The 20,194-nt window shown below is 61.8% G+C and carries 20 protein-coding genes and 1 tRNA gene; 11 read left to right on the top strand and 10 right to left on the bottom strand.

Annotated features, from left to right (window positions below; genetic code table 11):
- Positions 1 to 122: 122 nt before the first annotated feature.
- Positions 123 to 1,190 (bottom strand): AI-2E family transporter, encoded by a 1,068-nt coding sequence (locus IZ6_RS08595; RefSeq protein ID WP_225873874.1) that lies wholly within the window; start codon positions 1,188 to 1,190, stop codon positions 123 to 125.
- 126 nt (positions 1,191 to 1,316) lie between these two features.
- Here IZ6_RS08595 and IZ6_RS08590 point away from each other — a divergent pair, with 126 nt between their 5' ends.
- Both IZ6_RS08590 and IZ6_RS08585 read left to right on the top strand, forming a co-directional pair.
- Positions 1,317 to 1,520 (top strand): hypothetical protein, encoded by a 204-nt coding sequence (locus tag IZ6_RS08590; protein WP_222874656.1) that lies wholly within the window; start codon positions 1,317 to 1,319, stop codon positions 1,518 to 1,520.
- An 8-nt stretch (positions 1,521 to 1,528) separates the two neighbouring features.
- Positions 1,529 to 2,533, top strand: a complete 1,005-nt coding sequence (locus tag IZ6_RS08585) for an Lnb N-terminal periplasmic domain-containing protein (RefSeq protein ID WP_225873873.1) — start codon at positions 1,529 to 1,531, stop codon at positions 2,531 to 2,533.
- A gap of 14 nt (positions 2,534 to 2,547) precedes the next feature.
- On the opposite strand, the gene IZ6_RS08580 is transcribed toward IZ6_RS08585, so the two are convergent.
- The 6 genes from IZ6_RS08580 to IZ6_RS08555 form a co-directional block, all read right to left on the bottom strand.
- Positions 2,548 to 3,237 carry a class I SAM-dependent methyltransferase gene (locus IZ6_RS08580; protein WP_222874654.1) on the bottom strand — a complete coding sequence of 230 codons (690 nt, stop codon included), beginning with the start codon at positions 3,235 to 3,237 and terminating at the stop codon, positions 2,548 to 2,550.
- 117 nt (positions 3,238 to 3,354) lie between these two features.
- Positions 3,355 to 4,695: a sensor histidine kinase gene (locus IZ6_RS08575; protein WP_222874653.1), complete on the bottom strand. Its 1,341-nt coding sequence runs from the start codon at positions 4,693 to 4,695 to the stop codon at positions 3,355 to 3,357.
- Positions 4,685 to 5,365, bottom strand: coding sequence for a response regulator transcription factor (locus IZ6_RS08570; RefSeq protein WP_222874652.1), 681 nt, complete (start codon positions 5,363 to 5,365; stop codon positions 4,685 to 4,687). The genes IZ6_RS08575 and IZ6_RS08570 overlap by 11 nt, the downstream gene beginning before the upstream one ends.
- A complete protein-coding gene (locus IZ6_RS08565) occupies positions 5,362 to 5,910 on the bottom strand; it encodes a cytochrome b/b6 domain-containing protein (protein WP_222874651.1) in 549 nt (182 codons plus the stop codon). Before IZ6_RS08565 ends, IZ6_RS08570 begins: the two co-directional genes overlap by 4 nt.
- Complete coding sequence (locus IZ6_RS08560) at positions 5,910 to 6,185, bottom strand: PepSY domain-containing protein (RefSeq protein WP_222874650.1); 276 nt, start codon at positions 6,183 to 6,185, stop codon at positions 5,910 to 5,912. The genes IZ6_RS08565 and IZ6_RS08560 overlap by 1 nt, the downstream gene beginning before the upstream one ends.
- 131 nt (positions 6,186 to 6,316) lie before the next feature.
- Positions 6,317 to 6,406, bottom strand: a tRNA-Ser gene (locus tag IZ6_RS08555).
- A gap of 113 nt (positions 6,407 to 6,519) precedes the next feature.
- Here IZ6_RS08555 and IZ6_RS08550 point away from each other — a divergent pair.
- The 6 genes from IZ6_RS08550 (at position 6,520) to rimO (ending at position 13,433) form a co-directional block, all read left to right on the top strand.
- Positions 6,520 to 7,668: a GNAT family N-acetyltransferase gene (locus IZ6_RS08550; RefSeq protein WP_222874649.1), complete on the top strand. Its 1,149-nt coding sequence runs from the start codon at positions 6,520 to 6,522 to the stop codon at positions 7,666 to 7,668.
- A 64-nt stretch (positions 7,669 to 7,732) separates the two neighbouring features.
- Entirely contained in the window at positions 7,733 to 8,767 is a 1,035-nt protein-coding gene (moaA, locus tag IZ6_RS08545; RefSeq protein ID WP_222874648.1) for a GTP 3',8-cyclase MoaA, read from the top strand.
- A 75-nt stretch (positions 8,768 to 8,842) separates the two neighbouring features.
- A complete protein-coding gene (locus IZ6_RS08540) occupies positions 8,843 to 11,041 on the top strand; it encodes a hybrid sensor histidine kinase/response regulator (RefSeq protein WP_222874647.1) in 2,199 nt (732 codons plus the stop codon).
- A 69-nt stretch (positions 11,042 to 11,110) separates the two neighbouring features.
- Positions 11,111 to 11,599 (top strand): YciE/YciF ferroxidase family protein, encoded by a 489-nt coding sequence (locus IZ6_RS08535; RefSeq protein ID WP_222874646.1) that lies wholly within the window; start codon positions 11,111 to 11,113, stop codon positions 11,597 to 11,599.
- A 246-nt stretch (positions 11,600 to 11,845) separates the two neighbouring features.
- The gene (locus IZ6_RS08530) at positions 11,846 to 12,028 is read left to right on the top strand and encodes a hypothetical protein (RefSeq protein ID WP_222874645.1); all 183 of its coding nucleotides are present in this window, start codon (positions 11,846 to 11,848) and stop codon (positions 12,026 to 12,028) included.
- A gap of 88 nt (positions 12,029 to 12,116) precedes the next feature.
- Positions 12,117 to 13,433 (top strand): 30S ribosomal protein S12 methylthiotransferase RimO, encoded by a 1,317-nt coding sequence (gene rimO, locus IZ6_RS08525; protein WP_222874644.1) that lies wholly within the window; start codon positions 12,117 to 12,119, stop codon positions 13,431 to 13,433.
- Between the two features lie 3 nt (positions 13,434 to 13,436).
- Here rimO and IZ6_RS08520 read toward each other — a convergent pair whose 3' ends face one another.
- Together IZ6_RS08520 and IZ6_RS08515 are read right to left on the bottom strand one after the other, a co-directional pair.
- Complete coding sequence (locus IZ6_RS08520; RefSeq protein ID WP_222874643.1) at positions 13,437 to 14,408, bottom strand: quinone oxidoreductase family protein; 972 nt, start codon at positions 14,406 to 14,408, stop codon at positions 13,437 to 13,439.
- A 9-nt stretch (positions 14,409 to 14,417) separates the two neighbouring features.
- A complete protein-coding gene (locus tag IZ6_RS08515) occupies positions 14,418 to 15,137 on the bottom strand; it encodes a CDP-alcohol phosphatidyltransferase family protein (protein ID WP_222874642.1) in 720 nt (239 codons plus the stop codon).
- A 72-nt stretch (positions 15,138 to 15,209) separates the two neighbouring features.
- Here IZ6_RS08515 and IZ6_RS08510 point away from each other — a divergent pair, with 72 nt between their 5' ends.
- Together IZ6_RS08510 and IZ6_RS08505 are read left to right on the top strand one after the other, a co-directional pair.
- Positions 15,210 to 16,379 carry a UbiH/UbiF family hydroxylase gene (locus IZ6_RS08510; RefSeq protein WP_222874641.1) on the top strand — a complete coding sequence of 390 codons (1,170 nt, stop codon included), beginning with the start codon at positions 15,210 to 15,212 and terminating at the stop codon, positions 16,377 to 16,379.
- Between the two features lie 12 nt (positions 16,380 to 16,391).
- Positions 16,392 to 17,369, top strand: a complete 978-nt coding sequence (locus IZ6_RS08505; RefSeq protein WP_222874640.1) for a lysophospholipid acyltransferase family protein — start codon at positions 16,392 to 16,394, stop codon at positions 17,367 to 17,369.
- Positions 17,370 to 17,389: 20 nt separating this feature from the next.
- On the opposite strand, the gene IZ6_RS08500 is transcribed toward IZ6_RS08505, so the two are convergent.
- A complete protein-coding gene (locus IZ6_RS08500) occupies positions 17,390 to 18,169 on the bottom strand; it encodes an invasion associated locus B family protein (protein WP_222874639.1) in 780 nt (259 codons plus the stop codon).
- 244 nt (positions 18,170 to 18,413) lie between these two features.
- Between IZ6_RS08500 and IZ6_RS08495 the strand changes: the two genes are divergently transcribed.
- On the top strand, positions 18,414 to 20,186 hold the full coding sequence (locus tag IZ6_RS08495; protein ID WP_338054663.1) for an ABC transporter substrate-binding protein: 1,773 nt from the start codon (positions 18,414 to 18,416) through the stop codon (positions 20,184 to 20,186).
- Positions 20,187 to 20,194 lie beyond the last annotated feature (8 nt).

Below are 20,194 nucleotides of genomic sequence, written 5' to 3'. Positions count from 1 at the left end.
GAACATGGCATCTCACTTGGCTGTGAACGGCACGCCAGTTTTCGCCGATATATCTGCAATCTCCCGGCAATATCGCATTTCTTTTGAGCAATCAAAAATTTCTAACGCGTAATCAGATGTGATTACGCAGATCGCTCCTTCTCTCGCTTTTCTTCGCCGGCAAGGAGCATGCCGACGGGCCTTGTCGACGGGAAATGCTGAAGAAAAGTCACAAAAGCGATCAGGATCGGAACGCCGATAAAGGCGCCGGGTATGCCCCAGAGAAAGGCCCAGAAGAACACCGCGAGCAGGACGAGAAAGGGCGATATCGCCAATCTGGCGCCTGCGATCCGCGGTTCGATATAGCTGCCGATGGTGAACTGGATGAGGTTCAGCCCGATAAACATCACGAGCGGCATCTGCCAGGTTTCGAACTGCGCGGCGGTAAACAGCGTCGGAAACAAAGTTGCGACCAGCGGCCCGAGGAACGGAATGTAGTTGAGAGCAAAGGCGATAACGCCCCATTCGACGGCAAGGTCGATGCCGAACAGCGAGGTCAGCGCAAAGACACCGAAGCCGGTCGCAACGCTCATCGCCGTGCGGATCACGATATAGCGTTGAAATTTCGCGGCGATATCGCTGCAAGCTTCAAGACAAATGCGGGCGGTCTCACCCGTCATCAGTTCGAGCTTGCGCCGCACTACCCGCACCTCAAGTAGCCCCAGGAGAACGAAAATCAGCGTCACAAAGGTAAAGGTCAGCATGCCGTGGAAGCGGCCGGTCACCTGCTGCGCCAGACGTATCAACCAGGGAATATTGAAGTATTCCGTGAAAAGGCTGGCGGCATAGAGATCGTGGGATTCAAGCCAATCGCTGAGAGCGGCGTAGAAGGCCTGGAAGCGCGCCGCATTATCGAACAGCCATTGAGCGGCGCGGCCGAAGCCCCAGATCATCAGCGACAGGAGCGCGCTGATGGCGACGATGGTGACAAGAACCGTGATCGCCGTGGCGAGAAGGTTCGGCAGGCGCTGCAAGAGGATGCGCTGCAGCGGCCAGACGACCGCGATGGTGAACAGCGCAAACATCACCGGCGCCATGATGGACGCCGCCGCCCATAAACCAAACAGAACCGCGATTGCCGCGAGGCAGACAAGCGCGAGCGTTGCGGCCTCGGCGCGTGCCGTTTTGCTTGTGTTTAAGCGGCCGGACAAGGTTTTAGCGGTTTTGTCGCGAACTCGTTTCAACGGCGATAATTTCCTTAAGCTCGAATGCCTGTTCGTGTTTCCACAAGCGTGTAATGATAGCCGTGCAATCTTCATCCGACGAGAGGTAGCGCCATGGCCGTGACACATGGAGGTGAACAGACCCTTCTCGCGCTCAAGAAACTGGGCGCGCTGTTTCTGCTGCTGGCCGGTCTCGGCTCACTCGCCATCGGCTTCAACGGCGGATATACCGGCCTGATCGTGCTTGGGTTCTGCCTTATCGCGGGCAGCATTCTTCTGCTGATCCTGAAAGTCATTCGGCGCAATTCGCTGTCCTGACCTTGGCGGTGCTCGGAAAGACTACGCGCGTCATCCGCTCGGCCCTGCTCTATCTGTGCCTCGTCCTGGCGAGCGCTTGGGGCGTGCTGGCGCTCTATTTTTCGAACCTCCCCTCTCCCGCTCTGCGTCTTTGTCTCGCCATCGGCTTTCTAGTCTTCGCCGTTGCGGTCTGGATAAAGCGGCGGACGCCGCTGATGTCGGTGCCGTTCTGGGCGGTGTTCGCCGCCGCCGTCGTTTGGTGGGTTCTGATCCCGCCCTCCCATGACAGGGTCTGGCGGCCGGACCACGCCGTTCTGCCGCGCGCCGCGGTCTCGGGCGATGTTGTGAAGATCTCGGGAGTCCGCAATTTCGACTACCGCAGCCGGAGCGATTTCACGCCGCATTACGAGGAGCGCACATTCGACCTGTCGCATCTGACCGGGATCGACTTTTACATCTCCTATTGGCGGCCGGGGGCCGTCGCGCACACCTTTCTGAGTTTCACTTTCGACAATGCCCCGCCGCTCTCGATCTCGATTGAGGCACGCCGGGAAATCCATGAGGGCTTCGATCCCCTCGGCTCGCTCTTCAAGCAATTCGAACTGATTTATGTCGTGGGAGATGAGCGTGATCTTGTCGGTTCACGGGCGAACCATCGCAACGAAACGGTCTATCTTTACCGGCTCAACACGCGGCCGGAAGATGCCCGACGGCTTTTGCTTATCTATCTTGAGCGCATCAACGAGATTTACGATCGTCCGGAATTCTATCACCTGCTCAGCAATAGCTGCACGATCAACATCATCCGCTATGCCAATGCCATCGGCCGCACAGGCGGGTTCGACATTCGTCATTTCCTCAATGGATGGATTGACGGCTATCTCTATTATTCAGGGCGGCTGAACACGTCGCGACCGCTGGATGAACTTCGCGCGCAGTCGCAGATCAACGACGCCGCCCGCGCGGCGGAAACCGCCGCCGATTTCTCTGCCGAAATCCGCAAGGGCGTTCCCCCATCGATAGGAAACTGGTGAGAGACGCGCCCGCGCTATTTCTGGATGCGGATGACGTTGATGTAGCCGAGGAAGCTGTCGACGAGTTCGTAGGCGCCGATGTTCTGACGTTCGATCAGCTCTTCCAGTTCGCCCCCCAACTGCTCGCGGACATATTCGTGATAATCGAAACGCATCGGAAAACTGCAGATATGACCGAGCAGGTTTTGCGGCGTGCCGTAATCGGTAATCACCAGGCGACCACCCGGCATCAGAACACGCCACATCTCCTGAAGCGCCCGCTCCTTCACATCGCCCGGCAGATGATGGAAGAAGTATGAGCTTGTCACCGCGGTCATCGATGCGTCGGTGAACGGAAGCTTTTCTCCGATCTCGACATAAAACCGCGCCGTCGAATTTGAATCCCGGGCATTCGCCCGCGCCCGTGTGATCATGCCGGGTGTTGCGTCGATGCCGGTTACTTTGCCCTGCGATCCGACGATCTGCGCGGCCGCGATTGCGAGCTTGCCTGTTCCGCAGCCGACATCGAGCAGACGCCCATTGGGTTCAAGCCCGGCGGCGGCAAGCGTTGCTGTCAGGATCTTCTCCCGCTGCCCACCGCTGAGAAGGTTCTCGAGCGTGTCGACCAGTCCTGCCCGGCGATCGACCCGGACTCCGCGCGTATATGGCGCGTAATCGCCGAAAGAAGGCGCGAACGCCGCCTCAATGGATTTCGGATGTTGCATGTCGTTCCATCCTTCGCTCTTTCCCTGCGCCTCCTCGCCGGGCGGCGGGGGGCAATCCAAATTGACCACGCAAACTCTCCTCGCGACCTGATGGCGCGAGGTTAGAGTCCGGACCTGTCAACTGGCTGTCGGAAGGCTTGGAAGGGTGATTTCGGCGGCCGTCATCCGCCCCGGCTCGACGGTCAAGGAAAGGGTTCCTTTGTGTAGATCGACGATCTTGCGAACGATCGAGAGCCCCATGCCGATCCTGTCGCCGCTGCGAAACATCCCGTCTGCGCCGGGCATCTGGTAGGACCGGTTCTCCAATCCGGCACTGTCGGTAATGCGGATGAGAGGGCCAGGGCCTGCAATCACGGCGATGAGTGTTCCGGCCGGAGTATGGACCATGGCGTTATGGACGAGATTGCGGACCGCATCTTCGATCAGTGAGTGCAGTCCCAAAGCCGGCGACGGGTGCTGGTCTTCAAAGCCGATCTCCCGGCCGCTTTGAAATACGATCGGAGCCATGTCCGCAACGACATGGCGGCCGATCGCGGCAAGGTCCATCTCCTCGAACATGCTCCTGTCGAATGTGTCGAGGCGGCCAAGATCGGTCAGCTGCGTGACGAGGTGAGACAGCCGGTCGACATCTTCGTCGATCTTGCGCGCCCGCGGATCGGCAATGTGTTCGAGATCCAGTTTCATTGCAGCGAGAGGAACGCGCACTTCATGCGCGATCGCCGTCGTGTAGAGCTTTTGCGAACGCATCACGTCGCCGATCCGGGATATGGCCCGATTGACCGCTCGGGTGAGCTCTGCGAATTCGCGCGGCATGCCGGCTGTCGTCAGCAGCGACTTTGCATTCAGCGGATCGAGACTCTCAGCGGCTTTGGCGGCGGCGGAAACCGGCTGCAATGCGCGCCGGATCGACAACAGCGTTGCCCCGAGCGAGAAAACGAGCAGCAGCACCATCGGCGCCACCATATGATCGGCCAGTTCATCGCCGAGCACAGCCCACATCACCGATTCCGAGTCTTCAAGAATACCCATCTCGATGAAGACGGTTCTGTCTTCGAGCGTGCGCGTACGCCCGCCTATGACATGGATGGGCTTGCCTTGCGAGACCAGACGCGCCCAGGAATCCGGCGGCTTCAGATCGAGCGGAAGAAGCTGGCGGACGCACTCCGTGTCGCAGTTTGAAAACAACACCTCGCCCGATGGCAGCCGTATGCGGGCGATGGAGCGCCGTTGCGCGTAACGTTCGAGATCGTCCGGCAGTTGGTAGCCGAAACGCCCGTCGATATGTTCAAAGCCTGTCGCCAGAGCGTCGGCCTCGCGATCGAGCATCAGATCGGCCAGGCGGTTGTCGTTGCGGTAGTAGTGCAGAAGCACGAAGACCGCCTGTATCATCATCGCGATGACGGCGAATAGTGTCACCCGTGTCGCGACGAGGCCGATCAAAGACCGTTCACGCGGCATCGGTCGCGTTCCTCAGAAGATAGCCGACACCCCGAACCGTTTCGAGTTTCAGCCCCCGTTGTGCGCCGAGGCTTCGCCGCAGGCGCGACACGGCAAGATCTAATGCGTTCGGCGAGAGTTCGGCATCGAAACTCGAAAGAGCGGCTTCGATCCGTGCGCGGGTTACCACATGCCCTGCGTTGCGGATCAGAACTTCCAGCAGCGAGGATTCGCGCGGCGTCAGTCTGAGCGCCTCGCCGCTGAGTGTGGCTGTGCGGCTTTGCGGATCGAAGGACAGACCGCCGAAATCGAGGACGTTCCCGGCGAGCGCAGGCGAGCGGCGTAAAAGCGCCCGACAGCGCGCCATGAGTTCGCGGTTGTTGAACGGCTTGACGAGATAGTCGTCGGCGCCCGCATCAAGGCCCGCCACGCGCGCATCGACACCGTCGCGCGCCGTCAGAATAAGAATAGGCAGGGTTTTGCCGCCGGCGCGCAGCGTGCGTATGAGGTCGAGTCCGTCGCCGTCGGGAAGTCCGAGATCGATAAGCGCAAGGTCGTAGGGGATGTCATGCGCGGCGTGTGCACCGTCTGTCGCGGATTCAAACGCATCGAGATGCCAGCCCGCGTCAGCGACGACCTCACCGAGCAGTTCGCGGAGCCGGGTGCTGTCTTCGACGAGAAGCAGTCTCACCGCCGTTTTCGTCCTGTCACCATGGACCAGACGAGGTTCTCCTTGTGGCGGTAGCTTTCGAGGATCGCAGCCAAGGCGTGGAGCAGAGCGAGAACCAGAATTGAGTTGGCGAAGAACTCGTGCAGGTCTTCAAGCCATTCCTCGCCCCAGAAGGTGTCCGTGCCCATCATATAGCCGGTGACGCTCACCGCGATCACGAGAGCCATCAAAGCGAGCATCATGACGGCGGCGGCCGGGTTGTGCCCGATATAGCGCCGCGCATGGCCGCGAAGATTGTCCTGGATGTAATTGCGGATCTCGCGCGGGCCGCGGACAAAATCCGAAAAGCGCGCATGACCGGGGCCGACAAATCCCCAGACGATGCGCAGGGTCATGGCGGCGAGCACCGCATATCCGATGATATCGTGCGCATCGCCGTCCTCGACGAGGAAGAGGTTCAGGAAGCATCCCGTCGCGACCGTCCAGTGAACGATGCGCACAAGCGGATCCCAGACCTTGATGGTGGCGGCCCGCTGCGGGGCCGCCTGCTCAAGCCCACGCTGCATTAATCGATGTTCGACTTCACGACGTCGCCCGTCTTGGTGTCGAAATAGATCTCGGCTTTGCGGCCGTCCTTGGTCCAGCCGTAGATCTCGTAGCAATCGCCCGAGACTTTGAAGACTTTGATCTTGTAGCCCATCTCGCCGACCTTGGCCTTCATGGCGTCTTCGCTCAGCCATTCGGATTTCGGGTGCTCGGTGCAGTTCGCCGATGCGAGAGCAGTCTGCGACATGCCGGTGAGAGCAAGAGCGGCGGCGAGTGCGAGTGCAGTTTTGGTCATCTACAGTCTCCATAAGGCCGCGGGGGCGGCGATGCGGACCATGAACGGCGAACCTGTCGGCTTTCTGTCCGGTGGCGGTTTAGGGCCGACAGACAGCGGTTCGGTCCTTAAAGGTACGTTAAACCACAGGTTGGCGGACAGAGTGGGATTCGAACCCACGGTGGAGTTGCCCCCACGGCGGTTTTCAAGACCGCTGCCTTAAACCACTCGGCCATCTGTCCATGGGCCAGTCACCACAGGCCGCCCCCTCCCGGCAACCCCTAGGCGCCCCGGCTCATTCAATTTTAAGCTTCGGGGCTTAGGGCTTTGGGGTCGCGTTGGGGCAGTTTTCAATATGGCCGTCGGAATGCCGGACGAGTGGAGCGTCGAGCGGTCGATCGCGCCGATCGCAGAGGAATGGCGCTCCCTCCAGACCCATGCCGCCGGAACCCCTTTCCAGACCTATGAATGGGTTTCGAACATCGTTGCGCGGCCGCAGGAGGCCCGCGACGCCTTCTTCGTTCTTGGCCGGACCGCCGGAAAGCTGCGCATCATCTTCGCGCTCGTTGTCCATGAGGGCCGCCTCACCTGGCTTGGCGAGACGTGGAACAACTACAACATGCCGCTGGTGGCCAACGATCTGTTCGACAGTCTTTTGCCCGCCGATGTCGATGATATCTGGCAGAAGGTGCGCGAAAAGCTTGGCCACCCCTCTGCAAGCCTTCTGCGCCGCAATCCGACCCTTGTCGGCGGCAAGCCCAACCCGTTCGCCGGTTGGGCCCGGGTCAATGAACCGACGGGCGCCTACTCCCTTGCTCTCGGTTCGGACTGGGAGAGTTTCTACAAACAGCTCCATGCGAGCTCGACGCGCAAAACACTGAAGAAGAAGCGCAAGCGGCTCGAGCAGGACGGCGCGCTCGCAGCAAAGCGCATCGACGATCCCGCGCTGATCCATGAGCATGTGCTGTTGATGCTGACCTGGAAGTCGCAGCAGCTCGATGCCGACGGGCGCCGCAATGTCTTTTCCAGCGCCTCAAATCGCGAAGTCATCGCCAGGTTTGCGGCCACTCATCTGAAGCAGTCGCGTGTCTATGCCCTGCATCTCAACGGCCAGCCCATCGCCATCAGTTTCCTGATCGAGGCGGAGCGCCATCTGATCCTCTACCAGATGGCCTATCTGTCCGGCCCGACCGCGCGCTTTTCGCCGGGCAAGCTGCTCCTCGACCATGTGATCGAAATGGGGGTCCGGGACGGCCATCCCGAACTCGACCTGTCGATCGGCGATGATCTCTACAAGCGCGAAATCTGCGACCGCAGCATGGAACTGACCAATAGCATCAAGGCCCATAGCCTGGCCGGAATCGGGGCCGTCGCCCGCGAGCGGATCGGCACCACCTTCAAGGCGCTCATCAAATCCAACGACGCCATTCTTCACACGGTCCTTAAGATCAACTCCCTGCGGCGGATTTTGCTCGGGTCCGGGTCCGGCAACGAAGCGATTTAGACCGCCGATGGGGGCATAGAGCGTTTCGATTGCATAAGGCGGTCCAAGGTCTTACATCCCTTTCATGCCCAGCCTTCAGTCCCCCTCGGAGACGGCGCGCTACAGCCCGCTGATCGATCCGTTCCAGCGCGAGATTACCTATCTCCGCGTGTCGGTGACGGACCGGTGCGACCTGCGCTGCGTCTATTGCATGGCCGAGGATATGACCTTCCTGCCGCGCAAGAGCCTCCTCACCCATGAGGAGCTGGACCGGCTGTGCTCGGCCTTCATCGCCCGCGGGGTCAAGAAACTGCGCCTGACCGGCGGCGAGCCGCTGGTGCGCCGCGATCTGATGACACTTATCCGCTCGCTCTCGCGCCATCTGAACACCGGCGCGCTTGAAGAGCTGACGCTGACCACCAACGGCACGCAGCTTGCCCGCTTTGCCGGCGAACTCGCCGATGCCGGAGTGAAGCGCATCAATGTTTCGCTCGATACGCTCGATGCGGTGCGCTTCCGCGCGATCACGCGCCGTGGCGATCTCGGCCAGGTGCTCGACGGCATGGCCGCCGCCCGCGCCGCCGGCATCAAGATCAAGATCAACACGGTTGCTCTGAAAGATGCGAACGAGGACGAAATCGAGGACATGATCGCCTGGGCGCACGGCCAGGGTATGGACATGACCCTGATCGAGACCATGCCGCTCGGCGATATCGACGGCGACCGCACCGATCAGTATCTGCCGCTCTCGCTCGTGAAGGCGCGTCTGTCGCGCCGCTTCTCGATGACAGATCTTGCCGATCGCACCGGCGGACCGGCGCGCTATGTGCGGATCGCCGAGACCGGCGGCCGTCTCGGCTTCATCACGCCCCTCACCCATAATTTCTGCGAGAGCTGCAATCGCGTGCGCGTTACCTGCACCGGCACGCTTTTCATGTGCCTTGGCCAGGAAGATGCCGCCGATCTCCGCGCGCCGCTGCGCGCATCCGAGAGCGATGAGGCTCTGCATGCGGCAATCGAGGCGGCCATTGCCCGCAAGCCCAAGGGCCATGACTTCATCATCGACCGGCGCGGCCAGCGCCCGGCGGTCGGCCGCCATATGTCGGTCACCGGCGGCTAACCATCCGCCGGGCTTCCTCCAAACAGCAAACTTATGGCGTTTGCGTCATGGTCCGGCTCGGTTATTTAGACAGTTATGACAGGGGCGTCTGAGAAGGGGCGTACCGCACGGCTTATCGAAGCCGTTGGTTCCGTGCGTCTGCTCGGGTTCCTGCTCGTCGCCTCGGTCGTTCTGCCGGTGCTTCTCTTCGCCGGCTTTTCCTATCTCAGCTATCGCGCCCATTACGTCGGCGCCGAGACGCGCCTCGCGCAGACGCTCGATGTTGTCCATGAGCACATGCGTAAAGTGCTCGAGGCCCACGAGCTCGCGGCTCTGCATATTTCCGATCTTCTCGCGGGCAAAAGCGATGCCGATATCCGCCGCGACGAGCTGGTGTTCCATGCGCGGCTTGCGACGCTGAAAAATGCGATGCCGCAAGTGCGCGATCTGCGCGTGCTCGATGCCGGCGGACGCCCGGTCGTTTCGGCGAGCATTTATCCCTTCACGACCGCAGGTGATGTGACGGAGGCCGATTTCTTTCGCGTGCACCGCAGCGAGGGACCGAATATCTATATCAGCGAGGTGATGACGAGCCGCAATCGCGTCGGCAGCTTCTTCCTCGAAACGCGACGCTGGGAGGATGCCGACGGAAATTTCCGCGGCATTGTCGCGATCTCCGTTGAGCCGTCTTACTATCACCGCTTCTTCAGCGGATTTCCGCAGGGCAATGTGTTCAGCCTTGTGCGCGAAGACGGCGCGGTGCTTGCGCGCTATCCGGACCCAGGAATCGACGCTCCGGCGCGCCTTCCGGCCGGACGCGGGCTGCTGTCAGAGATCGCTCAATCTCCCGATCAGGGAACCTACCGCGCCATATCTTCGGTCGATGGTGTCGAACGCATCGCAAGCTACCGGCGTCTGCCGAACAGCCCCCTTTATATAACGGCCAATTTCAGCCTGCCGGAAGTCAGAGCCGCCTGGCGTAATGACATGATGAGCCATATCCTCCTCGCAGGTCCTGCGACCTTTGGGCTGTTCTTGATCACGCTTTTGGCCTACAGCCAGGCAAGACGCGAACACGAGGCGCTCGAACAGCTCCGCCGGGAAATCGATCTCAGACAACGCACCGAGGCGCAGCTTCTGCAATCGCAGAAAATGGAAGCGGTGGGACGTCTGACCGGCGGCATCGCCCACGACTTCAATAATCTTCTGACGGTCGTGCTCGGCAATCTCGAAACCATTGCTCGCCAGATGCCGAAAGCCAATGAGCGCTTGCAGCGTGCTGTCGGCAATGCCCGCATGGGCGCCGAGCGTGCGGCCTCGCTGACGCATCGCCTCCTCGCCTTCTCGCGTCGCCAGCCGCTTGAGGTGAAGCCCGTCGATCTCAACGCACTCGTTGCCGGTATGGCCGACCTCATGCGCCGGACGATCGGTGAAACGATCGCCATCGAGTCGCGGCTCGGGGCCGGTCTATGGATGACCGAAGCCGATTCCAATCAGATCGAGAACGCCCTCCTCAATCTCGTCATTAACGCGCGCGACGCCATGCCGGACGGCGGGCGACTCAAGATCGAAACCGGCAATGCGGACCTGGAAGACGAAGACGCCGCGAAGAAAGCCGGCGTTTCGGCCGGAAATTATGTGAAGCTTTGCGTGACCGACAGCGGCGCCGGCATTCCGAAAGATGTGCTCGATATGGTGTTCGAGCCCTTCTTCACGACAAAGCCCACAGGACAAGGCACCGGACTTGGCCTCAGCATGGTCTATGGTTTTATGCAGCAGACCGGCGGTCATGTGCGCATCGAAAGCGAGCCGGGCCGCGGCACGACCGTGCGGCTCTATTTCCCGCGGAGCGATATGGTTGCCGAAATATCCGGTACTCGGCTAAGCGATCTCGAAATCGAGCCTACTGGCAATGGCGAGACCATCCTTGTTTGCGAAGACGATGAAGGGGTACGCCAGTTCAGCGTACAGACGCTGCGCGATTTCGGCTATCGCGTCGTCGAAGCGCGCGACATGAAAGATGCCCTCACTCGCCTTGACGACAATCCCGGTGTCGTCGCGCTCTTTACCGATGTCGTCCTGCCCGGTGAAGGCAATGGCCGCATGCTGGCGGACGAAGCGCGCCGCAGACGGCCTGATCTACGCGTGCTGTTCACGACCGGCTATACGCGAGATGCCATTGTGCGTGATGGGAAGCTGGAAGACGGCGTCGAGCTTCTCACCAAGCCTTTCTCCTCAGCCGATCTCGGGCGGCGTATCCACGCGCTTTTCGCCGCGAAAACCCAACATATGTAAGTCGGAACCGCGTTTGAATCCGGGCGTTGTCCGCGTGGGAAATCCCCCAAAATTCGCGGAGAAAACGACATGAGCGTCAAATCGATGGACGATCTGTTCCTTCATCTTCTGAAGGATATGTATCACGCCGAAAAACAGGTTCTGAAGGCGCTGCCGAAAATGGCGAAGAATTCGGAATCGTCCGAACTGAAGGATGCATTCGAGACGCATCTGAAAGAAACCGAAGGCCAGGTCGAGCGCCTTGAGAAAGTCTTCGATCTTCTCGGCAAGCGGGCGCAAGGCAAACCCTGCGCGGCGATGGAAGGCCTTGTCGAGGAAGGCAAGGAAGCCATGGACGAAATCGAAGACGCCGAGGTTCTCGACGCCGCCCTCCTCGCCGGCGCACAGGCTGTCGAGCACTATGAGATCTCGCGCTACGGCACGCTGATCGCGTGGGCCAAGCAGATCGGCCTGAAAGAGGCCGTGAGCTTGCTCGAGCAGAACCTCAACGAAGAGAAGAACGCCGACAAGATTTTGAACCAGATCGCGCTCTCGAGCGTCAACAAGGTGGCGGCCTAATCAACTGTCCGCCTCTCTTGGGCACGCTGAACCTGGTTCGGCGCGAGATGACCCGAGGTCAGGCCGGGCTTGCCCGGCAATGAAGAGAGCCCGCTTCGGCGGGCTCTTTTTCGTGATCTCCGCCGTTAACCTATGTGTGCCCGCCACCACCTGAATCCGTGCGATGCTTCCTCCATCGTCGGCCTGGCTTTTCGGGCGCCGGCGGCTGAGAGACCTGTGCTCTGGCCCTATGAGAGGGAGGGCGCCGTGGCGGCAGATACTTCAAAATTTACCCAAGAGGCCGAGAGATTGGCCCGTAAGGCTGAAGCCTCGAAGAGCCCGTCCGAAAAGCGGATGCTGGAGACCCATGCCCGCTTTTATGAGGCCATCGCCGAGGAGCCGGACCAGGCGTCCGACCCCGCACCTTCCTCTGACCGGGACAGCAACTAAGCCGATTTTGGCCTCCGGGCCTTGTGTGCTATAGCCCGCCCGACATCGCGGCCCCTCGGGCCGCGTCGCCATTTTCGGACGATATTTAATGGATGACAGACCCGCCGCGCGTGTGGGGCTCGTCAGTCTCGGCTGCCCCAAGGCACTGGTCGACAGCGAGCGCATCATCACCCAGCTCAGGGCCGAAGGCTATGAGCTGTCGAAGACCTATGCCGGTGCCGATGTCGTCATCGTCAACACCTGCGGTTTCCTCGATTCCGCCAAAGCCGAAAGCCTTCAGGCCATCGGCGAGGCCATGGCCGAAAACGGCAAGGTCGTCGTCACCGGCTGCATGGGCGCCCAGCCCGAACTGATCCGCGACAAGTTTCCGGATGTGCTCGCGATCACCGGCCCGCAGGCCTATGAAAGCGTTGTCGGCGCGGTGCATCAGGCGGTGCCGCCCAGGCACGATCCCTATATGGATCTTGTGCCGCCGCAGGGCCTGCGCCTCACGCCGCGCCATTACGCCTATCTGAAGATTTCCGAAGGCTGCAACAATCGCTGCTCCTTCTGCATCATCCCGCAGCTGCGCGGCGATCTCGTCTCGCGGCCGGCGGGAGATGTTTTACGTGAGGCGGAGAAGCTGGTTAAGGCCGGCGTCAAGGAACTGCTTGTCATTTCGCAGGATACCAGCGCCTACGGCGTCGATGTGAAATATGCGGAAAGCCGCTGGCAGGATCGCGAAGTTCGTACGAAGTTTTTAGATCTTTGCCGCGAACTCGGCACGCTCGGCGCCTGGACGCGCCTGCATTATGTCTACCCCTACCCGCATGTCGACGAGGCCATTCCGCTGATGGCGGAGGGCAAGATACTGCCTTATCTCGACATCCCGCTGCAGCATGCGAGCCCGAACGTGCTGCGCGCCATGAAGCGCCCGGCGCATCAGGAAAAGACGCTGGAGCGCATCCGCCGCTGGCGCGAGATCTGCCCCGACATCACCGTGCGCTCGACCTTCATCACCGGCTTCCCCGGCGAGACCGATGCCGATTTTGAGATGATGCTCGACTGGCTGGATGAGGCGCAGCTCGATCGTGTCGGCTGCTTCCCCTATGAGCCCGTCTCCGGCGCGCCGGCAAACGATCTTGCCGCGCCGGTGCCCGAAGAGATCAAACTCGAGCGCCACCGCCGCTTTATGGAAAAGCAGGAAGAGATCTCGGCGCAAAAGCTCGAAGCCAAGATCGGCAAGACGCTCGATGTCATCATCGATGAAGCGGACGACGGCGGTGCGCAGGGCCGCACCAAAGGCGATGCGCCAGAGATCGACGGTCTCGTGCATATCCGCACGAGAAAGAAGCTCGCCTCCGGCGATATCGTCAGCGTCAAGATCGAAGACGCCGACGAGCACGATCTGTTCGGCGTCGCCTGAGCGCTACGGAATCAAAATCGTCGATCCGGTCGTCTCGCGCCCTTCCAGCGCGCGGTGCGCATCGGCGACATCCTTCAGCGCAAAGCGCGCGCCGATCTCGATCTTCACTTTGCCGGACGCAACAACGCCGAACAGATCGTTCGCCGTCTCGTCCAGCGTTTCGCGCGTTGCGGTGTAGTTGAACAAAGTCGGCCGCGTCATGAACAGCGAGCCGCGCGCCGCCAGCATCGACGGATCGAAACCCTTCACCGGTCCCGAAGATTGTCCGAACAGGACGAACATTCCGAGAGGCTTCAGGCTGTCGAGCGAGCCGATATAGGTCGTGTTGCCGACGCTGTCGTAGACGACATCGCATTTGGCGCCCTTGGTGATTTCCGCGACGCGCTTGGCCACATCCTCGCTGCGGTAGAGAATGGTGTGATCGACGCCGTTCTGACGCGCGAGTTTTGCCTTCTCTTCGCTGCCGACCGTGCCGATGACGGTTGCGCCAAGATGATGCGCCCATTGGGTCGCGATCGATCCGACGCCGCCGGACGCCGCGTGAAAAAGGATCGTGTGGCCGGGGCCGACCGCGAATGTCTTGCGCAGGAGATAGCGGGCCGTCATGCCCTTCAGCATCATGGCCGCGGCCATCTCGTCGGAAATTCCGTCCGGCACTTTGACGAAGATGCTTTCCGGCGCGGTGATCTCTTCGGCGTATGAACCGGAGACGGTCGCAGACGCGACCCGGTCGCCTTTTCTGAAGCCCGTAACCCCCTCGCCGACCTCTTCGACAACGCCGGCCATCTCCTTGCCGAGCACGAAAGGCAGCGGCTGCGGATAGAGTCCGGTGCGGTGATAGACGTCGATGAAGTTGACGCCGATCGCGATCGCGCGGACCCGCAATTCACCGGCACCGGGCTTCTTCGACGGCATATCCTTGAAGGACAGAACTTCCGTTCCGCCGAACGCGGAGACGACAACGGCTTTGGGCATGATGTTTCCTCAGCGCTTGTGCGCGAACAATCCGATCGTCAGGAAGTGAAGCGCACTCGCGACGAGCCCCGCTTTGACCCAAAGCGGCGGCTCGAGATTCCACCACAAAGCCAGCCCGCACAAAACGGCGGTGGCGATCAACAGAGCGAGATTGAGTGTGCGCAGGCGCTCCACGCGCAGCGGATGCACCACTTTGAACGGAGCGAAGGTCAGCGCCGAGAACAGCACGACACCGGCAAAGGCGATCCAGGGATTCGGCCACAGGACGAAGACGAGGAAGGCGAACAGGTTCCACACCGCCGGAAAGCCGCGGAAATACCAATCCGCGGTCTTCATCCGGACATCGGCGAAATAGAGCGCCGAGGTCACAAGGATCAGGATAACCGCGGGCAGCGCCACCGGCCCCGGCAAGAGGCCTGCCGCGTAAAGCGCATAGGCCGGAACCAGCACGTAAGTGATGAAATCCACAACAAGATCAAGGATCTCGCCCGAGAACTCGGGAGCGGTATTTTTGACATCGGCCCGCCGGGCGAAACTGCCGTCCACGGCATCGACGAACAGAGCCGCGGCCAGCCAGGCGAACATCAGGGTGAAATTGCCTTCCAAGGCCGCCAGAAGGGCCAGAAAGCCCAAAACCGCTCCTGAGGCGGTGAAGGCATGAACCCCGAGCCCCAGAAAGCGCGCTTTGCCGCGGATGGCCGCCTTCCGGCTTTTTGCGATCTTTGCCATGACGGCAGCCTACCATTGTTGGCGGCGTCCGAAGCCCTTATGCCTTGCCCGTCCACATCGCGGAAAGCCGGTATGAGCATCGAAACGCAAGCCTTGGTCGTCGGCGGGGGCCCAGCCGGGCTGATCGCGGCGGCCCTGCTCGCCTCAAGCGGCGTGCCGACCGTGCTTGCCGCACCGCCCGCCCCTGCGGATACGCGCACCACCGCGCTGATGCATTCCTCCCTTGCCCTCCTGTCGAAGATCGGGGTCTGGCCGCAGCTCAGCCCGAAGACCGGCGCGCTGAAGAAGCTGCGCCTCGTCGACGCGTCGGGCGGCCTGATCCGGGCGCCGGAAATCCTGTTCGATTCCACCGAGCTCGGCCTTACCGCCTTCGGCCACAATATCGAGAACACGCATCTCCTCGCCGCTCTGCACGAGACGCTCGCGGGGCTGCCGCATCTGCGCGTCATTGCGTCCGCGGCCTCAAGGATCGCGCCAGGCCCGGACCGTGTCGAGGTGACGCTAGAAAACGGCGAAGAGATTTCGGCTCGTCTTGTCGTCGGCGCCGACGGACGCAATTCCACGTGCCGCGATGCCGCCGGCATCGACGCCAAGATCTGGGATTATCCGCAATCGGCGCTGACGCTGAATTTCTCGCATTCGCGTCCGCATAACTTCATCTCGACCGAATTCCACCGCCGCGGCGGTCCGCTCGTTGTCGTGCCCCTGCCGGGAGACCGTTCGAGCATGGTCTTCGTCAATACGCCCGAGGAGCTGGCGATGCTGGCGCGCTTCGAGGATGCCGCACTCGGCCGCGAACTCGAAACCGTGACGCACGGGCTGCTTGGCCGTATTCTTCCCGACGAGGCGCGCGGTGCACGTCCGCTCAGCGGCCTTTCGGTCAAGACCTTCGCCGCCAGGCGGATCGTGCTTGTCGGCGAAAGCGCGCACGTTCTGCCGCCGATCGGCGCACAGGGCCTTAATCTTGGCATTCGCGATGCCGCGGAAATCGCCGAGCTTGCCTCGGCGGCGCTTGCGGCGGGTCAGGATCCCGGATCGCCCGCTCTTCTTGCGGCCTATGACAAAGCGCGGCACAGCGATGCGCGGCCGCGCCAGATCGCAGTCGATCTTCTGAACCGTTCGCTGCTTGCCGATTTCCTGCCGCTCGATGCGGCGCGAGCCTTTGGCCTGTGGGCACTCGCCGCACTGCCGCCGCTGCGGCGCGAAGTGATGCGGCGCGGCGTTGCGCTCGCGGATCGCTGACCGGCCGGCAGTATGTTGAACGATCCCGCACGCCCTGATGTCTCGCGCAAACCGCCGGACGCTCTTCTCACACGTATGCGGTGGGCGAGCGAATATGCGGTGCTGCGCTCGGTCGAGCGCATCTTTCGTGGATTGGGTCCCGATCGCGCCTCGGCCTTCAGCGGATGGCTCTGGCAGACGATTGCGCCTCTGACGCGCCGCCAGACTTCGGCGCTGACGCATCTCGAAGTCGCGTTCCCCGATAAGAGCGCGGCGGAGCGTGTGAGCATCACGCGCGATGTCTGGAACAATCTCGGCCGGACCTTTGCCGAAGCGCTGCTGATCCGCGAAATCGGAACGGACCCTGGCCGCATCCGGCTGATGTCGCCGGATGTGATGAAGATCATCGCGGACGCCAAGGGCCGCGTCGTCGTCACGAGCATGCATTACGCCAATTGGGAATTGATCGCCCCGGCTTTCCAGGCGGTCGGTTTCCCGATGGCCTTCATCTACCAGCGCGTGAAAAATCCGCTGTCGGAACGAAGGCTGCGGCGCTTGCGGCTGACCTTCTTTGAAGGCGGGGTTTATCCGAAAGGCGAAACTGCGCCGCGCCGGCTGATCGGCTGGCTCAAAAAGGGTCATCCGGTCCTCATTCTAGCCGATCAGCGGACCGGCGATCTCAAGACGGATTTTTTCGGCTACAAGGCGCCGACGACACCCTTGCCTGCCTTCATGGCGCGGAACTTCGATGCGCCGCTGATCGCCGCGCGTCTTGTACGGACCGGAGGCGTTCAGTTCGATTTATATCTGGAACAGATTGCGGTGCCGAAGACCGAGGATTCGCAGAGCGATATTGCGGAAGCTTCGCAGACCATCCAGTCGGTCTTCGAGCGCTGGATTGCAGCGCGTCCGGGACAATGGATGTGGCACCATCGCCGCTGGACCCATCGGGGTCCGCCGCCGGAATGGACGCCGCAAACAAAAACGCGCGACCCGAAGGCCGCGCGTTGATCTTGTGAAGCTTGCAGTAATTACTGCGTCTTGACTGCCGGAGCCGCCGGAGCGGCAGCAGCGCCCTCCTGAAGCTTCTTGCGCTGCTCTTCGGCGCGCTTGGCCAATTCGCTCTGCAGCTTGTTCTGGCCTTCTTCGAAGTTCTTGCGCTTTTCTTCGACGAGCTTCGGGTCGAGGGCCTTGCCGTCATAGGCGGCGCTGAAGCCGGCAAGCGCGACGCGCGCACCGAGCCATTCGCCCTTCTGGTTGGCGAAGAAGATGTTGAGCGTCGTGCCCTTGCGGATATTCGCCAGCATATCGTCGCTGACCAGAACTTCCGTCACGCAGGCATTGGTGAAGCAGATGCGATAGCGGCCCGGGATCGGCGTCTTGTTGTCGTCGATCACAAGGTTGATGCCCGGCTGGATCAGGAAGCCCGGCGGGATCATCGCTTCGATGATGCGCTTCTTTTCCTTCTCGCGCGTCACGTCGATGACGCGGATCTGGCCGCGGACATTGCCCTGACCGTCGAGAATGTAGCTCGCGACCGAGCAGAGTTCGGTTTTGGACTGTTCGTCCTTACCGCAGACCTTGAGCCATTCCGGTGCCGGGCCGGCGGGCGCGGCGGGAGCCGCAGCCTGTTTGGCGACCGGAGCTGCGGCCGGGGCCTTCGGAGCTGCCGGGGCGGCCGGAGCCTTCTGGACCGGAGCGGGTGCGGGAGCGGGAGCCTGGGCGAAAGCCGGGCCCGCGGCGAGGAGGACCGCAAGGCCAGCGGCCAGCGCAAACCGTGCCTGTGTCGGGCGGCAGAAATCTTTCATCATGTCGTCTTTCCCAGTGCGGGGTTAGTTACGGCGAAAGCGCGCCCCGGTCCCGCGTTGATCGAGGGGTGTGTCGGGGCCAAATACGGCATCACCATGACGGAAGACAAGCGGTTCCGTGCTTTATGACCGAGCGTTGCCGGACATCCCCACTCCGCCGCCGCCCGGCAGGCCGTGTTAGCCTCCCACCATGCCGAATCGTACGCAACGGTCCCTGGGTTTAGCGGGGCTTATCCCGGCTCTGAGCTTGGGCCTGGCCCTGCTGGCGGGCCCTGTCCCGGCCGCCGAGGCGATCCACCGGCCGGGCCTTGCAATGCATGGCGAGCCGGCGCTTCCGCCCGGCTTTTCGCATTTACCCTATGTGAATCCCGATGCTCCGCGGGGCGGACGGGTCGTCCACGGGGTTCTCGGCAATTTCGACAGCCTCAACCCCTTCATCGTCCGCGGTACCCCGCCGACAGGCGTGATCCAGAACAACGTCATTGAGACCCTGATGGCCCGGTCCTTCGACGAGCCGTTTACCCTTTACGGGCTTTTGGCCGAGAGCGTTGCCGTCCCCGATGACCGCTCCTTCGTCGAATTCCGCCTTAACCCCGCGGCCCGCTTCTCGGATGGAAAGCCGGTGACGGCCGAGGACGTCCTGTTTTCCTGGGACCTGCTGAAGACCCGCGGCCGTCCGAACCACCGGACCTATTATTCCAAGGTCCGCAAAGCCGAAGCGCCGGATGCGCGGACGATCCGTTTCGATCTTGCCGGTGCGGGCGACCGCGAATTGGCGCTGATCCTCGGCCTCATGCCGATCCTGCCCAAACATGCGACCGACCCCGAGGCTTTCGAGGCGGGCGGTCTGAAGCCGCTGACCGGATCGGGACCCTATGTTGTTACGGGGGTGGACGCCGGCCGCAGCCTCACCCTCACCCGCAACAAGGACTATTGGGGACGCCCTCTTTCCGTCACGCGCGGATGGGGCAATTACGACGAGATTCGCTACGACTATTACCGCGACGCCAATACGATGTTGGAGGCCTTCCGCAAGGGTCTTTACGATGTGCGGCCGGAAACCGATCCGCAGCGCTGGGCCTCGGGTTATGACGGGCCTGCGCTGCGCGAAGGCCGCATCGTCAAGGACGAGATCGAAAGCCGCTGGCCCAAACCGATCAGCGCCTTCGTGTTCAACACACGGCGCGAGCTTTTCCGCGATGTGAGAGTGCGCGAGGCGCTCGGTCTTCTGTTCGACTTCGAATGGGCGAACGCCAATCTCTTCAACGGCGTCTATACCCGCACCGGCAGCTATTTCCAGGGCTCGGAACTGTCCGCGCTCGGGCGCGCGGCGGACGATGCGGAACGCAAACTTCTGGCGCCCTATCCGGATGCGGTGCGTGCCGACGTGATGGACGGCCGCTATGCGCCGCCCAAAAGCGACGGTTCCGGCCGCGACCGTGAAAAACTGCGCGCTGCCTTCGATCTGTTCCGCGCGGCGGGCTGGAGTTTCAAGGACGGTGCGCTGACCAATCAGAAGGGCGAGCGCTTCCGTTTCGAGATTTTGGTCCGCAGCCGCGAGCAGGAGCGCATCGCTTTGACCCTGGCACGGGATTTCGAACGGGCGGGCGTCAAGGCCGAGGTCCGGGTGGCCGACAATGTTCAGTTCGAAACCCAGCTGATGAACTACGAATTCGATGTGACCCAATATGTCTGGGACAATTCGCTATCGCCGGGCAACGAGCAGAGCTTTTATTGGGGCTCGGCGGGCTCAACGACCAAGGGGACCCGAAATTATATGGGCGCCGCCTCCCCGGCCATCGACGCCATGATCGCGGCTATCGTCAGTGCCCGCACCCGTGAGGATCTTGTGGCGGCAACCCGAGCCCTCGACCGGGTTTTGATCTCCGGATTCTATGTAATCCCCCTCTATCACCTCCCGAAACGGTGGATAGCGCGCTGGAGCCATATTGGCCGGCCGCAAATCGCGCCACTGTACGGCCCGGTACCGGAAACTTGGTGGCGGGAGCCCGGGCCGTGATGGGGGCT

It is taken from the genome of Terrihabitans soli (genome assembly GCF_014191545.1).
Taxonomy (GTDB): domain Bacteria; phylum Pseudomonadota; class Alphaproteobacteria; order Rhizobiales; family Methylopilaceae; genus Flaviflagellibacter; species Flaviflagellibacter soli.
The sequence above is the reverse complement of the archived record's forward strand: the minus strand, read 5'-3'. Positions and strand labels throughout refer to the sequence as shown.

Coding starts and splice junctions, on each gene's coding strand:
- IZ6_RS08590 (WP_222874656.1), top strand. CDS start 1,317: ATGGCCGTGACACATGGAGGTGAACAGACCCTTCTCGCGCTCAAGAAA.
- IZ6_RS08580 (WP_222874654.1), bottom strand. CDS start 3,237: ATGCAACATCCGAAATCCATTGAGGCGGCGTTCGCGCCTTCTTTCGGC.
- IZ6_RS08575 (WP_222874653.1), bottom strand. CDS start 4,695: ATGCCGCGTGAACGGTCTTTGATCGGCCTCGTCGCGACACGGGTGACA.
- IZ6_RS08565 (WP_222874651.1), bottom strand. CDS start 5,910: ATGCAGCGTGGGCTTGAGCAGGCGGCCCCGCAGCGGGCCGCCACCATC.
- IZ6_RS08560 (WP_222874650.1), bottom strand. CDS start 6,185: ATGACCAAAACTGCACTCGCACTCGCCGCCGCTCTTGCTCTCACCGGC.
- IZ6_RS08550 (WP_222874649.1), top strand. CDS start 6,520: ATGGCCGTCGGAATGCCGGACGAGTGGAGCGTCGAGCGGTCGATCGCG.
- moaA (WP_222874648.1), top strand. CDS start 7,733: ATGCCCAGCCTTCAGTCCCCCTCGGAGACGGCGCGCTACAGCCCGCTG.
- IZ6_RS08540 (WP_222874647.1), top strand. CDS start 8,843: ATGACAGGGGCGTCTGAGAAGGGGCGTACCGCACGGCTTATCGAAGCC.
- IZ6_RS08535 (WP_222874646.1), top strand. CDS start 11,111: ATGAGCGTCAAATCGATGGACGATCTGTTCCTTCATCTTCTGAAGGAT.
- rimO (WP_222874644.1), top strand. CDS start 12,117: ATGGATGACAGACCCGCCGCGCGTGTGGGGCTCGTCAGTCTCGGCTGC.
- IZ6_RS08520 (WP_222874643.1), bottom strand. CDS start 14,408: ATGCCCAAAGCCGTTGTCGTCTCCGCGTTCGGCGGAACGGAAGTTCTG.
- IZ6_RS08515 (WP_222874642.1), bottom strand. CDS start 15,137: ATGGCAAAGATCGCAAAAAGCCGGAAGGCGGCCATCCGCGGCAAAGCG.
- IZ6_RS08510 (WP_222874641.1), top strand. CDS start 15,210: ATGAGCATCGAAACGCAAGCCTTGGTCGTCGGCGGGGGCCCAGCCGGG.
- IZ6_RS08505 (WP_222874640.1), top strand. CDS start 16,392: ATGTTGAACGATCCCGCACGCCCTGATGTCTCGCGCAAACCGCCGGAC.
- IZ6_RS08500 (WP_222874639.1), bottom strand. CDS start 18,169: ATGATGAAAGATTTCTGCCGCCCGACACAGGCACGGTTTGCGCTGGCC.